The following is a 15,481-nucleotide window of genomic DNA, read 5'->3' on the forward strand; positions in this document are numbered from 1 at the left end:
CAGGAGGGTGATAGCATGACGATGAATGCAATGGAAGACTTTCTCTATCATTTGAACAGATACGTGGAGGCCGGTACAGAAATGAGGTCCTCTTACGAACATTTAACGGCAGCTGAAAAAGAACGTGTAAAAGAAGCTCACCCGGTCGGAAGAAGTCCGGAGGAAATATCAAAGGACGTATATAAGTGGCATGATAACTTATTTGACAAAATGGATAAAACAACAAAATAAATAAGGAGCCTATAACAGGCTCCTTATTTATTTTATATTAATTTTCCACTCAGACTGATAAAGTTATTAAGCGGCTCTTCGCTTATTGCGTTTGAACAACATCCGTGTAACCTTACGTAAACTTCTAAATAAAATGATTCCCCCGCCATAAGAGCTGATTGCCAGAAGGCTGACTGCCCAGAAGTATTCTGGGAGAACAGATTCCTGCTGAATCATCGCGTAACGATCAATAATTTGCAGGAATACTAGAGCAATCAGCAGACTTCCTAGATAACTGAGGAAAGTCGTCCAATTTTTAGCGATTGCCCATTCAAGAAACGGACGGAACAGCCACATACAGGCAGCGACCAATAAAAAAACTAAACTGAATAATACCTGCCATGCCTGAAGACCAAAAATTTGGAGAAGATTTGGGTCAAACCAATGAAACAGTGAATCCATGAATACGTACCCTACCATGATTCAGAAGCTCCTTCCTCTTCTTTTTCATCAGTCTCGACACTGAGCAAGTATTTTATACCGGTGGACTCCCGTCTTTTTCCTTTATCCACTTTAACCCTTCTCTACGGCTGAGCGGACGTAGTTCATTCTGTTCTATGTAATTTAAAACAGCTGCTGGATTGGTTTTGCTATACTCCCGCAAAGCCCAGCCAATAGCCTTCTCAATAAAAAACTCCCGCTCTTCGCAGAGATGGCTGATCGTGGAAAATAACAAACGTTCATCCGTATTCTCTTTCTTTTTAAGCTGAAGTAATATACTGGATCGGCAAACCCATAGGTTATTGGATCGCCGCCAATTTTCTATAATAGGCTCAAGAAGTGCCGGGTATTTTTCGAAATAACCTCCGCAAAGCTGAGCAGCAACAGTATCTACAGTATCCCACCATGGCCGCATATAAAGAAAATCTTTATAGAGAGCAATACCGGATATATAGAAGATAAGCTGCTTCGACCTTTTCTGTATAGGAGAGATTGATGAAATCCGAAAAAATTTCCTTTAACAATTTTGTGCGCTGCGGTGTTTTTATACCATAGAAAGGAAAATGATTTTTCAAATACTTCTCCATTGGCTCCCTATTATCTTCCTGCCTATGTTTATCGAAAGCTTGAACTACTGCATTGCGAAGCTGTAGGCTTGATTCCATATGCTCCCCCCTCACTTTTTATACACGTAGTGAATCAAAAATAAAGCAACCACGCTATGCGGCTGCTTTTCTCCTGTGATATGATCAGTTTATCATTTTCTTTTTATCTAAAAGGCTCATTCGTTTTTCATCAATTATGTCATCTATTTTATCCATAGCCTGCTGATCTTTAAGTAACTGTTCTTTATTCTGACTAACAAGCTCTTCAAAGGAAGGTCGGTTAGGTCTCATAATGGCAACTCCTTTCGTTGTTGTTCATTTTTATTATACCCATTAAATTAAAAGATAAATCTAAATTGTTTGAACATTTTGTTAAAATTGCTGGAGGTTATTATGGAACATAAAATCAATAAAAATTTATCGACTATTCAGATCTCAGGAATCCGTCAATTCTTTAATATGATAAGTAATTATGATGATGTAGTATCGCTAACTATTGGCCAGCCCGACTTTCCTGCACCGGATCATGTGAAAGACGCGGCAAAGCGAGCATTAGACAATAACCATACAGTCTATACTCACAATGCGGGAATTTTTGAACTCCGCAAATCTATCAGCGAGCATGTCGCTGAGAAATACGATCTTAATTATAATCCGGCAACTGAAATAATTGTTACAGTAGGTGCTTCTCAAGCGATTGATATTGCTCTCAGAACTATTATTGAACGGGGAGATGAAGTTCTTCTTCCAGGGCCCGTCTATCCAGGTTATGAACCTTTAGCCAAGCTGGCAGGAGCAGATGTTACTTACATAGACACTACTTCTCATAGCTTCAAACTCACTGCTGACCTGCTCGAACAGTCAATAACTGAACATACCAAATGTGTCATTCTTCCTTATCCTTCGAATCCTACGGGAGTTTCTCTAACAAAGGAAGAACTAAAAGAAATGGCTGAAGTGATTCATAAGCATGATATTTTTATGATCGCTGATGAAATCTATAGCGAACTTGTCTATGAGCAGCCGCATACCTCTATCGCTTCGTTTGAAAAAATAAGAGATAACGTCATTGTTGTAAACGGAGTTTCAAAATCACACTCGATGACAGGCTTTCGTATCGGCTACCTTCTCGCACCTGAATGGCTGGCAAAACACATTTTAAAAGTTCATCAATATAACGTTTCCTGTGCTTCATCTATCAGTCAGTATGCTGCACTAGAAGCTATACAAAATGGAAAACTTGACCCTGAATCTATGAAAGAGCAATATAAGAAAAGAAGGGAATATGTTACAGACCGACTGGATAAGATGGGATTAGAGTATGTTATTCCAGACGGTGCATTTTATGTTTTTCCTAAGTTTCCTCTCAATGGGAAAACGACCTTTGACACTGCAGTGGAACTTGTTAAAACTGCAGGTCTCGCTTTAGTTCCTGGTGATGCTTTTTCAATTCATGGAGAAGGCTTCATGCGTTTATCTTATGCTTATAGCGAAGAGACCTTAAAAAACGGGCTGGACAGACTGGAAAATTATTTAAATCAAATTCACTAACTTTAAAGACATTGTGTTTGCATAACCCAGCTCAGCCAAAAATATGGTAAAATAAATTTAAGGAACGTTGCATCTTTGTTCTAAGTTAGAGAGGAAGATTTAAAGTGTCGGAATACACTAAAAATGAATGGATAGAATGGATTAAAGCAATTCTGATTGCTGTCATTCTTGCATTTATACTGCGGACTTTTTTCTTTGCAACCTCAATTGTAGAAGGCGCCAGCATGAACCCTACGCTTGAAAGCGGAGAGCGTGTAATGTTTAACAAAATTATTTATTATATTGATCAGCCTTCATACAATGATATCGTTATTATTGAAAAGCCGTCGAAAAACTACGTAAAACGGGTTGTCGGTCAGCCTGGTGATACGATTGAGATTAGGGAAAGTCACTTATACGTAAATGGACAGGAGCACGATCAGCCTTACCTGGATCAAAGTGCTATAATGGGCACACGTGATTTCGGCCCTATAGAAGTTCCAGAAGACCGGTACTTTGTAATGGGAGATAACCGCTCTGTTAGTAAGGACAGTCGTAACGGTCTCGGATTTGTAGCAGAAGAAGAGATAATTGGACGAACGGAACTCGTAATCTATCCGTTTAATGAAATAGAGCTTACTAAATAATTTAACCACCGCAGCTATGGTAACTGCGGTGGTTTTTTTACAGCTTATTTGGAATTTGGTTTAATGCTTCAATTAATACATCGAGTTTCCCTTCAATACGGTGCAGCAAATAAAAAGTGACAGCAGCAGGGAATCCCAAATCAGTAATTAATGGCAGCCACTGTTCCACATTACTTCCCTCCTTTGATTTAAGAAAAAAAGCCGCTGTAACAGCGGCTTTCATTTATTTAAATTTCGATACTCGTAACGTTGCGCTCTACGATACGCGCTTCTTTCTTTTCGACAATATCCCCTCCGCTTGAAGTAAAACAGTTTTGGGCAATAATCATATCCATTGCAGTGTTTACATCTGCAGGTGAAGCTGGTTCAATCGGGTTGTCCAATGACACGGTTACCGTTTTCCCTTCTTCATTTAAAAATTTCAGTTCCAGCTTTTTCATTTCAGCACCTCCATTCTTTTTATTTTAGCTGTTTTCTAAAGGTCCACAATTAGAGAGCGGTCTGTTTTTTCTATAGTAGAAAGTAAATGTTGCTGCAAGGACTCTAGAGAAACGGCTACCTGGTAAAGCTCATCGGCTGTAGCATCCATCTTTACATTTCCAAAGGTTTTACGTCGATAAGTTACATTCCCCTCATCATCTACCCCGTTTTCAAAAACGAGCTGAAGCTGTGTGTTTATCTTGTCTGCTGTTACGGCCATGCTGATCACCTCCTTTCACTTCTATAATCGACGGAGCTCTTCAAGGAGGTGTCGTTCTATCATTAAAAATTTAATATGGATTCCCTCTCTGTAAAAGCAAAAAAAGATGAACACCCGGTTGGGTGTTCATCTTTTTAAGCAAATAATTTTTAAACGTGCGGCTTAGCCTCGATCGAAGAGACAAAACCCCATAAGCGTAATACAAGTACCGATTAAGACAATAAACATAATAACTTCAGACATACGCTCACCTCCTCATTCTTCTTACAGTTTATCAAAAAATTCATAGAATAGCTTTAATTTTTCTATTTTTATCATCTCTGAACATTTCAAAGTTATACTCCTTCCTTGAATGACACAATTTAGACAAATAAAATTGTACTATTTGTGAAATACTGAGCAAACTATTCCAATTGTTATAAAAAAGGAATATATTTTAAGTGTAAAGAGATTGTGAAACACTGAACATAAGGAGGGTTTAAATGTTACGTAAATGGTTTCAAGAGCATTATAGTGCTGCAGTTTTATTAACTTTTATTCGATTTTATTTAGGGTTTGTCTGGATCAGTTCAGGTGCAGGAAAAATAACCGGTGGTTTTGATGCCAGCGGCTTTATCCAAGGGGCTATAGCAAAATCCCAAGGGCAAGAAGCCATTGTTCAAGGTTGGTGGGCCGCCTTTCTGGAGAAAGCAGCCTTACCTTACAGCGATTTGTTCAGCTTCCTCGTAATGTGGGGGGAAGTGCTTGTCGGATTAGCACTACTGTTAGGTCTATTTACAAAAACGGGTGCTTTCTTTGGAGCCGTTATGAATTTGGCATTTCTATTAAGTGGTACGATCAGCTCTAATCCAGAGATGCTCATTATGGCTGCATTGCTTCTTGCCGGTGGTATCAATACAAGCCGAATTGGACTCGAACCTTATGTGAAGCCTCCCTTCAATAAACCAAACATATTTAAAACTGAACATCAAAAAGCTTCTTAGCACAGCTTCCTTCAGCTGTGCTTTTTTATTTTTAGCTTGGACCCGGCTGATTGGGCAAATCTTTGTTTGCAGAATTAATTTTTGAGGTATGATGAAAGAGTATCTCCCTTTACTTCTCACACTAATCCCTATCATAATACTATTCAATCTATCATGCATGAAGAGGAGCAGTACTTATGCCTACTTATATCTTTCGTTTCTTTATTATTTGGTACATATGTGGAGTGATAATTTTAAGCTTTGACATTTTGCCTAGCTGGTTGGAATGGGCAAACAGCGTATTCTTAATTACCGCCGGCTTAATTGGCGGTATTTATTTTACTCAGTTGTACGGTTGGATCCGGGGAACCATTTTCAGTCTGTTTGTTATTATAGTGAGTATTTACGTTGAGCATCTCGGAGTGAAGTCGGGCTTCCTCTTTGGGAATTACAGCTATGGAGAGAATTTCGGGTTGAAAATAGTCGATACTCCGATTACGATTGGGTTCGCCTGGCTTCTGATTATAGGGTGTTCTCATGAATTAGCTCGTGGAATAACGCAGCAATTGTCTTTAGTTTTTCAAAAGTTGACCTTCCTTTTTACAGGCAGTTTAATAGCTGTAACTATGGATCTGATCCTTGACCCTGTTGCTTTTAAAGTACAGCAATACTGGATCTGGGATGAACCGGGAATTTACTATGACATTCCTTTCTCTAATTTCTTTGGGTGGTTTGTCTTATCTTTATTTTTCCATCTTCTCTCACTTATTGTGTTTAATAAGGAAGAGGCATGTTCAAAAACGTGGCATGGAAGAATGGCATTTATGTATGGAGCAATCATCTTTATGTTCAGTCTGCTTGCAGTAATTGGAGGAGTCGGCGGAGCCGCTCTTTTTGTATTCATATTAAGCATTATTTGGTACGGACTGTATGCATGGGGGAATAATTATGCTAAAAGCTAAGAAAAATAATACGCTCATGTGGGGCTTTACTCGTTATAACCGGCAATTTATCCGGAGAAACTTTGAAAACATTTACATTCGTTGTGAAAGTAATCAGCGACTGAATAAAAAAAAATTATTTATCGCAAATCATTCCAGCTGGTGGGACTCCCTTGTTATTTACTTTTTAAATGACCAGGTTATACAATCGGATGCTTATGGAATGATGCATAAGGAAGGCATGGAACGCTTTCCATTTTTTCGTGGGATTGGAGTCTACTCTGTAGATTCAAAAGACCGCAATCATCTATTAGAATCTCTTCGTTACAGCTGTGACCTGCTAAACAACAATAAAACCGTCTGGATTTTCCCGCAGGGTGAAGAACAGCATTTAGAAAAACGTCCCCTTCACTTTTCAAATGGAATTTCTTATATTATTCAAAACTCAAAGGAGATCGAGGTAGTTCCGGTATCTATCTACTATTCTTTTGGCCATACGAAAAAGCCGGATATTTATATTAATGTTGGATTCCCGGTAGAAACAACTAAGCTTATACCCCTGCAGCGCAAGGAAATCACAAGGTATTTGGAGAAAGTTTCTACCGAACAGTTAGACAGCCTGAAAGATTGTGTGATACAGGAACGCAACGACTTATTTATTAATTTTGGAAGGAGCTGAAAAAGTTATGGTCTTAACTCTAGCTTTAATTGTTACTATACTGCTTAATGTCTGGACAGTCATTAACAGCTTCTTTCTGCCTTCCCTTGAACGTTCTAAACCGATTATTCATAAGCCGCTCGTCTCTTTTTTAATTCCGCTGCGTAACGAAGAAGCTCAAATCGAGGGCCTGATTGAATCTTTAAAAAAAGTCACATATGAAGAGGTAGAATTTTTATTATTGGATGATCATTCAGATGATCGTACAGCTGAGCTACTAAAAAAATACATAAACTCAGACAGCAGGTTTTCCATCCTGAAGGGAAAGCCACTGCCATCTGACTGGAATGGAAAGGTACATGCCTGTCACCAGCTTTCCCTGAAGGCTGAAGGAGAATACTTTTTATTTCTAGATGCAGATGCACGGGTAGCTCCTGCTATCATAGAGCGCAGCCTGTTGACGCTGTGGAAATATGATGCTTCTATGCTGAGCGGATTTCCGAACTATCCGAGCAGCAGTTTTTTATCTCACATGCTCGTTCCTTTGCAGCATATGGTCGTCTGGCTGCATCTTCCGTTAATGATGGCTAATTACACTACAAAACCTGCGTTTACAGCGGCATGCGGAATTTTTATCTTTATAAAGAAAGAGGCTTATGAAGCTATAGGCGGCCACGAGTCTGTCCGCTCCTCCTTAGTCGAGGATGTCCATATTGCGCGGGAGGTAAAAAAACACGGTTATAAAATGGTGTTGTGTAACATTACGGATTCGGTTATCTCTTATATGTATGACTCCTCCAAAGAAACGTGGGAAGGTTTTAAAAAGAACATCTTCACAGGGCTGGGGCGCTCCAGCTTTCTAGCATTTAGTTTAATGATTTTTTACTTTTTCCTGTTCCTCTTCCCTGTCATTCTTGCAGCGTACGGGGCAGTTGCCGGACAGTGGCTGTTTCTACTTCCTTTTTTATTAAACGTATCTTTTAAGATGTATATAGACGTTAGAACAAAACACCCTTTATGGCTTTCCTGGCTGCTGCCCGTGTCTATTATCTGTTTAATTTCGATAATTGCGGCATCCATGATGGTCAGCTTGAAAGGGAAATCCTATCAATGGAAAGGCAGGTCATACGATTGAAAACAATTATTGTAGGTGGAGGACTAGGCGGGTTATCGGCCGCTGTCACCCTTGCCAAAGAGGGTGGAGAAGTTCAACTCTTTGAAAAAAATCAGCACTTTGGCGGTAAAATGATGCCAGTTGATGAAGACGGCTATCATTTTGACTTTGGACCAAATACAATTACAATGCCCCATGTCTTTCAAAATGTAATGGATCAAGGAGGAATTCCACGTTCTGCCCAGCCTGATTTTCATAAGATTAAGACACATACAAGAAATCAGTGGGAGAATGGTGAAGTATTTGACCTTTCTACAGATCCTTCTTACATGAAGCAGCAGCTTTATAAATTAGATCCTAAAGCCGAGGATCTCTATGGTGATTTCTTACAGGAAGTAGAGCGTCTTTATCAATTATCAAACCGCTATTTTATTAACCGTACGTTTCTTAATTTTAAAGACTATTTATCAGGAGAATTAGCTCTTAATACGATGAAAGTCCGGCCCTTTCAATCCATGAACGCTTTTTTTTCTAAATATTTCACCCACCCGGGTATTATTCAGGCTCTCAACAGATATGCGACGTATATTGGTTCAAATCCTTATCGCTGTCCAGCCACGTTTGCGATGATTGCCCACCTTGAATTAAATGACGGAGTTTACTATGTAAGAGGCGGTAATACGAAGATTGCTGAAGCTTTCGTCAAAGCTGCCAGAAACCAGGGTGCACAGCTTCATTCAGGTCATGAAGTTACAAGACTACTAACAACGGACGACAAGATAACCGGTGTGCAGCTTAAAAACGATGAAAAAATATCAGCTGATCAGGTAATAATAAATGGCGATCTGTTACATACAATTCCCCGGCTGCTTGAAAAAGAGCAAAGAAGATCTCTTAATGATGATATTATCGAAAATTACGATCCTTCTGTTTCCGCTTTTGTTATTATGGCAGGCTTAAACACCCGGATGGAAAATCTTCACCACCACCATGTGCTTTTTTCATCCGATTACAGGAAAGAATTTAATGAACTTACTCAAGGGAAGTACAGCAGTGACCCTACAATTTATATCTCGACATCTTCTAAAACTGACCGGGAGGTTTCTCCACATGGAGATAATTGCTTTATCCTCGTGAATGCACCAGCAGTGGGAGGCGGAGGCATAAACAAGGAGTCTTACAAAAAATTGATCTATGAGAAATTACAGAGAAACCAAATCAACATAGAAAAATACCTATCCTATGAAAAAGTAGTGGCCCCCCAGGATATAGAATCAAAGTTTTATTCGTTTAAAGGGGCTTTGTATGGGCCCAGTTCCAATACTAAGCTCCAGGCATTCAGAAGGCCTTACAATCGATCACAGGACTTTTCAAACCTCTATTTCTGCGGAGGAAGTACACATCCTGGCGGCGGTTCTCCCATGGTCGTTTTAAGTGGACAGAACATTGCCAACTATCTTGTAGGGAAAAAAACTTCTTATGAATAATAAAAAAGCAAATTATTGCATATCAGCAATAATTTGCTTTTTTTGCTTGTCCGTCACATAGTTTTTCTGGCGAAAAACGTCATAGTGGTTATCCCGTACGGAAGGAAGAATAGCCCTATAAAGATAAGCTGCTCCTTTTACAGGGGTCCGGGAATATACCGGGTATCCGGGAAGGGAAGCAATCCCGCTTGTGTAATAGTACTCAGCATCTGCAGCAAGCTCTTCCCATAAGTTAATAAAAGAAGCATTAACCATTTTATTTTGTAAATTTTCATAGGAATAATGGTGTCGTTCAAACAGTTCTGCGGGAATATAAACTCGGTCTCTCTCTAAATCCTCACCCACGTCTCTGAGAATGTTTGTTATTTGCATCGCATAGCCAAGGTGGATGGCTCCTTGGCGAAGTTCTTTCTCACGTCCGGGGGCAATCGCAGGGAGAAGCATTAAACCAACAGTACTTGCCACATGATAACAGTAGTCCAGAAGATCTTCTTTAGTTTGAATAATTCGTGGTTCAAGATCCATCCACTGCCCCTCAATCTGTTCATAAAAAGGGGCGGGGTCCATAGGAAACTTCTTAAATACATCGGCCAATGCTACCCATGAAGGATGTCGGCTCTGGAGCCTGCCTTGAATAAACTGATCAAATTCCTGGGTAAACTTCGTTAACTCTTTTTTAGGATGTGCCCCTTCATCAACGATATCATCAACTTGCCGGCAAAATGTATAGATAGCCCATACTGCTTGCTTCTGGTCTTTTGGGAGCAGGGAAAAAGCTTTGGAAAATGTTTTGGAGTGTTTATAAATAATACTTTTGCAATATTGGTAGGCTTCGTTTAATTCCGTCATCTTATCCACCTCGCTTATAATAACGACTATTATTAACTGAGGGCTTTAAGTGGTCTGTCAGCAGCTTTGCCCCTTGCATTACAATAGGTATACCACCGCCTGGATGAATGGATGCCCCTACAGCAAAAACATTATCTAAAGGATATGGCTGTAGCTGAGGGCGAAAAACACCTGACTGAAACAGTGTAGGAGCTATTCCAAAGCTCCCTCCCTGAAACAACCCATCCCTTTCTGCTTCTACCGGTGTGCGAACCTTCATCCATTCCACATGATTCCTCAGATCCGTAAACCCGCGTTTTTCCATTTGCTCAATTACCTTTTCCACGAGAGCATCTTTTTTTGTCCAATCTGCCTGAGACGGTACAGGGATTAATGTGTATAATACCCCTTTGCCCTCCGGAGCTAAAGAGGAATCAATAACAGACGGATGAAACGTGTAGAATGAGGGATCATCGGGAAGAACTTTTTCTTGGAAAACCTGCTTCATATGACGATCAAAATCATCAGACATAAAGAATTGATGAATGGTATTTTCATAGTACACTTTATTTAGCCCCATATAAATCAAAATACACCCTGATGAGGAAGTATACCTGCGGCGCAGCTGTTTATGAGCAGGAAATAAACGGTCCATCAGAGGAAAATCTCCGTTAAGCACTACTCGATCTACTGAATAGTCTTGTCCATTTGCTTGAAGACCCGTGATTTTCCGTTTGTTAATTTGGATGCTTTGGACTTCACAGTTTGTTTCAATCTGAACGCCCCGTTTCTCTAACTCCTCTGCAATAATTTCAACAAGCCGGGCATAGCCTCCTTTCATGTACCAAACGCCGTGCTTATGCTCACTGTAAGATACGAGAGAGTACATAGCGGGAGACTGTTCAGGATGTCCGCCAATATAGAGAGTTTGGAGTGTATATGCTTCTACTAGCCTTTCATCCTTAAAATAATTTCTCATCATCTTTTTCACATTTTGATAAGCCTTCAGTCTCATTAATGTTTGCAAATTTTTCTTAGTAAAGAAGGTTTTTTTATTAACAAATGATTTTTCTAAAAAATGTTCTTTCCCTTGAAGAAAACGGTACTTCATATCCTCTAAAAATCGAAGATAGCCTGCTTCATTACCGGGAAATTTACGCTTAATTTCTTCCAGCTGTTTTTCCAGATCAGCATATTTCGTATAGCTTTTTCCATCTTTAAAACGGATATGATATAAAGGTTCACAGGGAACAATTGGGATTCTGTCGCGGCTGATTCCTCCCTCTTCAAGAATTGAAAGCAGCATTTCAGGCAGAAGTACAATTGTAGGACCCTGGTCAATTTTATATTCACCAAATCTTTCATATGTCAGCCTGCCGCCCAGGTGGTCATTCTTTTCTAAGATTTTGACGTTTTCATTCCTATTAGAAAGCAGCAATGCTGTTATAAGACCTCCAATACCTCCTCCTACAATCGTCACTTCTGACATTATAATGCCACCTCTTTTCTTTCTTTGATCCAATTCGCCGTGATTCGTGCTGATTCGAGTATCGTCGGCAGTCCGCTTCCCGGATGTGTTCCTCCCCCAACAAGCCAGCAGTGGTCCAGTTCTTGGAATCGATTATGAGGGCGGAAATACATCATTTGTGAGAGCTGATGCGCCATACTGAAAGTTGCTCCCTTGTGGACATAATGATCGGTTTCCCACTGCAGAGGAGTTAACACTTTTTCTTCTTTAATATGATTTCTAATATCTTTAAAGCCTGTTTTCTCCTCTACTTCGTTAAGAACCAATTCCCGAAATGCTGCTTCTTTTTCATCCCAGTCTATTTCTGCATAGTTATTGGGAACCGGTGCTAAAATGTATAGAGCTGAATGTCCCTCAGGCGCCAGTGTAGAATCTGTTACACTTGCGTTATGGATATAAATGGACGGCTCTTTTGACAGCACCATATCTTTTGTCATTTCTTCTACGTTTTTTTTATAATCCTTAGCAAATAAAATCGTATGGTGGGGCATGTCATACTTACGATCGACTCCGAGATAAATCATAAATGTCGAGCAGGAATACTTCCGCTTATCCAATTTCTCTTTAGTGAATTTCTTTAATACGCCATCTTCCACAAAGCGGCTCATCGAATGGGCGAAATCAGCATTTACGATTACTTCATCGGCCGGTTCTGTTCGGCCGTTTTCAAGCCTGACCCCCCTTACTTTTTTTCCTTCTAGCACAAATTCCTTTACACCCTGATTTAAATGAAGCGTTCCGCCAAGTTCTTCAAAGGCTTTTGCCATTGCCTTTGATAATTGATTAACGCCACCTACAGGATGAAAAACTCCATACTCATGCTCCATATAAGAAAGGATAGAAAAGGCGCCGGGACACTCCCACGGAGACATACCTAGATATTTTGCCTGAAATGTAAAAGCTATTTTCAATTGTTCATCATTAAAATATTCCGATAAAACGTCATATACTGATTTCCCAATTGATAGCTGTGGCAATGCCTTTAACGCTCGCGGACTGAGATAATCGACGAGCCGATGATGCCTCGTCTGAAGCAGAGGTAGAAGTGCATTCATTTTTTTACGAGTATCTTTCATAAACCGCAAATATCCTTCTTCATTGCCCGGGAAATGTCTTTCAATTACTTCAAGCATCTTATCCCTGTCTCGATACATCGGGACTCTCCGATCCTCAAACTGAAGCTCGTACATAGGGGACAGCTCAACTAAATCTATATAATCATGCAGATTTTTTCCTGCCTGTTGAAAAATTTCTTCAGCAATATGCACCATACTCAAAAAGGTAGGTCCTATATCAAAAGTATATGGGCCAAGCTGGAAATGACCGTTCCTTCCACCTGGATAGCTTTTCTTTTCATACACATGAACGTTATAACCTTCTGCAGCAAGTAGCATAGCAGAAGCTAAGCCTCCAGGTCCTGCTCCGATAATGATAATTTCCTTCATTAACCTACCCCCAAATCATATACAAATGTTATACAAAAATTATACAAAGGTTATATAAAAGTTGCAATTAATCCTTCTCTTCCAATGTGTTCCTTTAAATTTCTATCTTTTACCATACCCTTCACTTTTAACCAATAAGCGTTTGTGTTATTCGTCCTTCATAATTTTATTTATTGAAAAAAAAAGAAAACTGGGTAATCCCCCATACCCTCCGCTTGTACCCATCATAGGCTGAGAATGTAAGATAACAGGAGGTGACATTATGTACGGAAACAGTCCTTATCCAGTATACGGAGCCAACATGCCATACTCTGTTGCTCCTTATTACGGCCGCAGGTGTCATAGACCAGGCAGCACGTTTGCATTGATCGTGGTGTTATTTATCCTGCTCATCATTGTAGGAGCCGCCTTTTACTGCTAATTAAAAAAAAGCTGTTTCCTTATCTTTGGAAACAGCTTTTTTTTTACATAGATTCTATCGATCAGCCGATAAGAATTCGTTCTTTCGGGAAAGAATATTTAGCCGTTCGATGAGGCTTATGAAAAGAAAACAGGAAAGTTAGTATCCCAATTCTCCCTAGAAACATCAGAAACATGAGTACAAACTTGCCAAATGAAGTCAAATCAGAAGTTAGACCGAGCGATAAACCGACTGTTCCAAAAGCAGAACATACTTCAAATATTATTTCATGCAGCATGGCATCTTCTGAAATACTTAAAGCTAATACCGAGGTAAAAACAGTTATAAGCGCCATCATTGTCACGACCACTGCACGGTTTAAATCCTCGTGGTGGATTTCTCTTCTAAAGATCCGAATATTATTCTCACCGCGAGCAAAGGTCAAAATAAAAATAATAACGAGAGCAAAGGTTGTCGTACGAATTCCTCCTCCCACACTGCTGGGAGAAGCTCCGATAAACATTAGAGAAGACATGAACAGTTGAGTGTGTTCTGAAAACTGGTTGATGTCCATTGTAGACAACCCGCCGCTTCTTGTAGTCACGGATTGGAATAAAGAAAAAAATAGAGATTCATGCCACGTTTTCCCCGCAAAAAACTGATTAAACTCCAATATGTAAATCATGACGGCCCCAAAAATAACAAGAGCAAAAAACGTAAAGGAAGTTAACTTGGTAAATAAAGAAAATTGGACGGTACGCAAGTCATTCCTGTTGTATAAATACTGTTTTACTTCTATGAGAACCGGAAAACCAATCGCGCCAGAAATGATCAGAATCATGTTTACAAATTGGACAAAGTAGTCATTGCTAAACGGGATGAGAGAGGCCCCCGTTATATCGAATCCTCCATTTGTCATTGCGCTGACGGCCCCAAAAAAGCCTTGGAGGTACGCTTCGCCTGGCTCATAATATTGAAGAAAATAAGTACCTAAAGTCAAAAAACCGATAAATTCAATGAGAAGAACCACAAGAACGATCTCTTTTACCAATCTTACTATACCCTCATTGGATGTTCGGTTTTGGTCGGCCATAATTAAACGACGTTCCTTTAGACCAATCTTTTTTCCTATTACCAGCCAAATCATCGTTCCAACGGTCATGACCCCAATTCCTCCGAATTGAAGGACAAAAGCGATAATAAAATATCCAGTCGTACTAAAAGTTTCTGTAATTGAAACCGTGGTAAGCCCCGTTACGCTTACTGCACTCACCGCTGTGAATAAAATATCTGTAAAACCTAATTCCACTCCAGGACGATGTGCGACTGGAAGGGCGACTAAAATAGAAGATATAGTAACTGCAATAAAATAATATAATGCGATAAGCTGAAATGGTGACAGCTGGTTCAGCCACCTTAGACTTCTCCTTCTCGCCCACATGTTTAATCTGCTCCTTTAACCTGCAAAAGAATCCTCTAGTTGCTATGTATTATCTAAGCACCAGCCTCTTTGCCTCTGCGCTTAAATTCTTCAAGTAGATCTTCCCCTTGATAACCTTCATCAAGCAATGCTTTAAGAATCTTTTCGATCTGTTCCCGGCGGCGATCTACCATAGTACCCATAAATATAACATTCATTTCATCACCAATGATATTAAGATCAATAATTCTGGCTAAAAAAGTTGCGGGCTGGTTCGAACTTTTCGTTATTTTGACCTGAATTAAAAGTTCATCTGAATTTGTCATGATCGGTTCAAAATATTCTCTGTAACTGCTGTCGACATAAGCTTCTACTACCCAGCGGCTCTTTTCATCTTCTCTATTTATAATCAGCCCGTCGTTCAATTTAATACGTCTTTGAGTAATATCGTCATTCTTCTCTTCTACAATATCTAAGGAAACAAGCTTAAATGTTTTCACTGATC

General features: G+C 39.7%; 21 protein-coding genes. 9 read left to right on the top strand and 12 right to left on the bottom strand.

Annotation, left to right across the window (positions count from 1 at the left end; all coding sequences use genetic code 11):
• Positions 1–15: 15 nt before the first annotated feature.
• On the top strand, positions 16–231 hold the full coding sequence (locus tag B7E06_RS12685) for a hypothetical protein (RefSeq protein ID WP_082234344.1): 216 nt from the start codon (positions 16–18) through the stop codon (positions 229–231).
• A 66-nt stretch (positions 232–297) separates the two neighbouring features.
• On the opposite strand, the gene B7E06_RS12690 is transcribed toward B7E06_RS12685, so the two are convergent.
• The 4 genes from B7E06_RS12690 to B7E06_RS12700 form a co-directional block, all read right to left on the bottom strand.
• Positions 298–690 (bottom strand): hypothetical protein, encoded by a 393-nt coding sequence (locus B7E06_RS12690; protein WP_082234345.1) that lies wholly within the window; start codon positions 688–690, stop codon positions 298–300.
• 55 nt (positions 691–745) lie between these two features.
• Positions 746–1,126, bottom strand: coding sequence for a DNA alkylation repair protein (locus B7E06_RS12695; RefSeq protein ID WP_281249083.1), 381 nt, complete (start codon positions 1,124–1,126; stop codon positions 746–748).
• 13 nt (positions 1,127–1,139) lie between these two features.
• A complete protein-coding gene (locus B7E06_RS22240) occupies positions 1,140–1,376 on the bottom strand; it encodes a DNA alkylation repair protein (protein WP_281249084.1) in 237 nt (78 codons plus the stop codon).
• Between the two features lie 84 nt (positions 1,377–1,460).
• On the bottom strand, positions 1,461–1,607 hold the full coding sequence (locus B7E06_RS12700; protein ID WP_082234346.1) for an FbpB family small basic protein: 147 nt from the start codon (positions 1,605–1,607) through the stop codon (positions 1,461–1,463).
• Between the two features lie 102 nt (positions 1,608–1,709).
• Between B7E06_RS12700 and B7E06_RS12705 the strand changes: the two genes are divergently transcribed.
• A complete protein-coding gene (locus B7E06_RS12705; RefSeq protein ID WP_082234347.1) occupies positions 1,710–2,867 on the top strand; it encodes an aminotransferase A in 1,158 nt (385 codons plus the stop codon).
• A gap of 104 nt (positions 2,868–2,971) precedes the next feature.
• On the top strand, positions 2,972–3,493 hold the full coding sequence (gene lepB, locus B7E06_RS12710) for a signal peptidase I (RefSeq protein ID WP_082234348.1): 522 nt from the start codon (positions 2,972–2,974) through the stop codon (positions 3,491–3,493).
• 37 nt (positions 3,494–3,530) lie between these two features.
• On the opposite strand, the gene B7E06_RS12715 is transcribed toward lepB, so the two are convergent.
• Genes B7E06_RS12715 through B7E06_RS12725 form a run of 3 tightly spaced genes read right to left on the bottom strand, consistent with a single transcriptional unit; the run spans position 3,531 to position 4,193 of the window.
• Positions 3,531–3,662, bottom strand: a complete 132-nt coding sequence (locus B7E06_RS12715; RefSeq protein ID WP_082234349.1) for a YvrJ family protein — start codon at positions 3,660–3,662, stop codon at positions 3,531–3,533.
• A 58-nt stretch (positions 3,663–3,720) separates the two neighbouring features.
• Positions 3,721–3,933, bottom strand: a complete 213-nt coding sequence (locus B7E06_RS12720; protein ID WP_082234350.1) for a DUF2922 domain-containing protein — start codon at positions 3,931–3,933, stop codon at positions 3,721–3,723.
• Positions 3,934–3,968: 35 nt separating this feature from the next.
• Positions 3,969–4,193: a DUF1659 domain-containing protein gene (locus B7E06_RS12725; protein ID WP_082234351.1), complete on the bottom strand. Its 225-nt coding sequence runs from the start codon at positions 4,191–4,193 to the stop codon at positions 3,969–3,971.
• Positions 4,194–4,675: 482 nt separating this feature from the next.
• Here B7E06_RS12725 and B7E06_RS12730 point away from each other — a divergent pair, with 482 nt between their 5' ends.
• The 5 genes from B7E06_RS12730 to B7E06_RS12750 all read left to right on the top strand — a co-directional run bounded on the left by B7E06_RS12730 (position 4,676) and on the right by B7E06_RS12750 (position 9,355).
• Positions 4,676–5,176 carry a DoxX family membrane protein gene (locus B7E06_RS12730; protein WP_082234352.1) on the top strand — a complete coding sequence of 167 codons (501 nt, stop codon included), beginning with the start codon at positions 4,676–4,678 and terminating at the stop codon, positions 5,174–5,176.
• A 176-nt stretch (positions 5,177–5,352) separates the two neighbouring features.
• On the top strand, positions 5,353–6,117 hold the full coding sequence (locus B7E06_RS12735; protein ID WP_082234353.1) for a carotenoid biosynthesis protein: 765 nt from the start codon (positions 5,353–5,355) through the stop codon (positions 6,115–6,117).
• Positions 6,104–6,775, top strand: a complete 672-nt coding sequence (locus tag B7E06_RS12740; protein WP_082234354.1) for a lysophospholipid acyltransferase family protein — start codon at positions 6,104–6,106, stop codon at positions 6,773–6,775. The genes B7E06_RS12735 and B7E06_RS12740 overlap by 14 nt, the downstream gene beginning before the upstream one ends.
• A 7-nt stretch (positions 6,776–6,782) precedes the next feature.
• Entirely contained in the window at positions 6,783–7,889 is a 1,107-nt protein-coding gene (locus B7E06_RS12745) for a glycosyltransferase family 2 protein (protein WP_082234355.1), read from the top strand.
• The gene (locus B7E06_RS12750) at positions 7,886–9,355 is read left to right on the top strand and encodes a phytoene desaturase family protein (protein ID WP_245807729.1); all 1,470 of its coding nucleotides are present in this window, start codon (positions 7,886–7,888) and stop codon (positions 9,353–9,355) included. The genes B7E06_RS12745 and B7E06_RS12750 overlap by 4 nt, the downstream gene beginning before the upstream one ends.
• 12 nt (positions 9,356–9,367) lie before the next feature.
• On the opposite strand, the gene B7E06_RS12755 is transcribed toward B7E06_RS12750, so the two are convergent.
• Genes B7E06_RS12755 through B7E06_RS12765 form a run of 3 tightly spaced genes read right to left on the bottom strand, consistent with a single transcriptional unit; the run spans position 9,368 to position 13,156 of the window.
• Positions 9,368–10,204, bottom strand: coding sequence for a phytoene/squalene synthase family protein (locus B7E06_RS12755; protein WP_082234357.1), 837 nt, complete (start codon positions 10,202–10,204; stop codon positions 9,368–9,370).
• 1 nt (position 10,205) lies between these two features.
• The gene (locus B7E06_RS12760; protein WP_082234358.1) at positions 10,206–11,672 is read right to left on the bottom strand and encodes a phytoene desaturase family protein; all 1,467 of its coding nucleotides are present in this window, start codon (positions 11,670–11,672) and stop codon (positions 10,206–10,208) included.
• Positions 11,672–13,156, bottom strand: coding sequence for a phytoene desaturase family protein (locus B7E06_RS12765; protein WP_082234359.1), 1,485 nt, complete (start codon positions 13,154–13,156; stop codon positions 11,672–11,674). The genes B7E06_RS12760 and B7E06_RS12765 overlap by 1 nt, the downstream gene beginning before the upstream one ends.
• Before the next feature lie 262 nt (positions 13,157–13,418).
• Here B7E06_RS12765 and B7E06_RS12770 point away from each other — a divergent pair, with 262 nt between their 5' ends.
• Positions 13,419–13,577, top strand: coding sequence for a YjcZ family sporulation protein (locus B7E06_RS12770; RefSeq protein WP_082234360.1), 159 nt, complete (start codon positions 13,419–13,421; stop codon positions 13,575–13,577).
• Positions 13,578–13,638: 61 nt separating this feature from the next.
• Here B7E06_RS12770 and B7E06_RS12775 read toward each other — a convergent pair whose 3' ends face one another.
• A complete protein-coding gene (locus tag B7E06_RS12775; protein WP_082234361.1) occupies positions 13,639–14,997 on the bottom strand; it encodes a TrkH family potassium uptake protein in 1,359 nt (452 codons plus the stop codon).
• Positions 14,998–15,050: 53 nt separating this feature from the next.
• A complete protein-coding gene (locus B7E06_RS12780) occupies positions 15,051–15,476 on the bottom strand; it encodes a YwpF-like family protein (RefSeq protein WP_082234362.1) in 426 nt (141 codons plus the stop codon).
• Positions 15,477–15,481 lie beyond the last annotated feature (5 nt).

The organism is Halobacillus massiliensis, from assembly GCF_900166625.1.
Lineage (GTDB): Bacteria > Bacillota > Bacilli > Bacillales > Halobacillaceae > Halobacillus_A > Halobacillus_A massiliensis.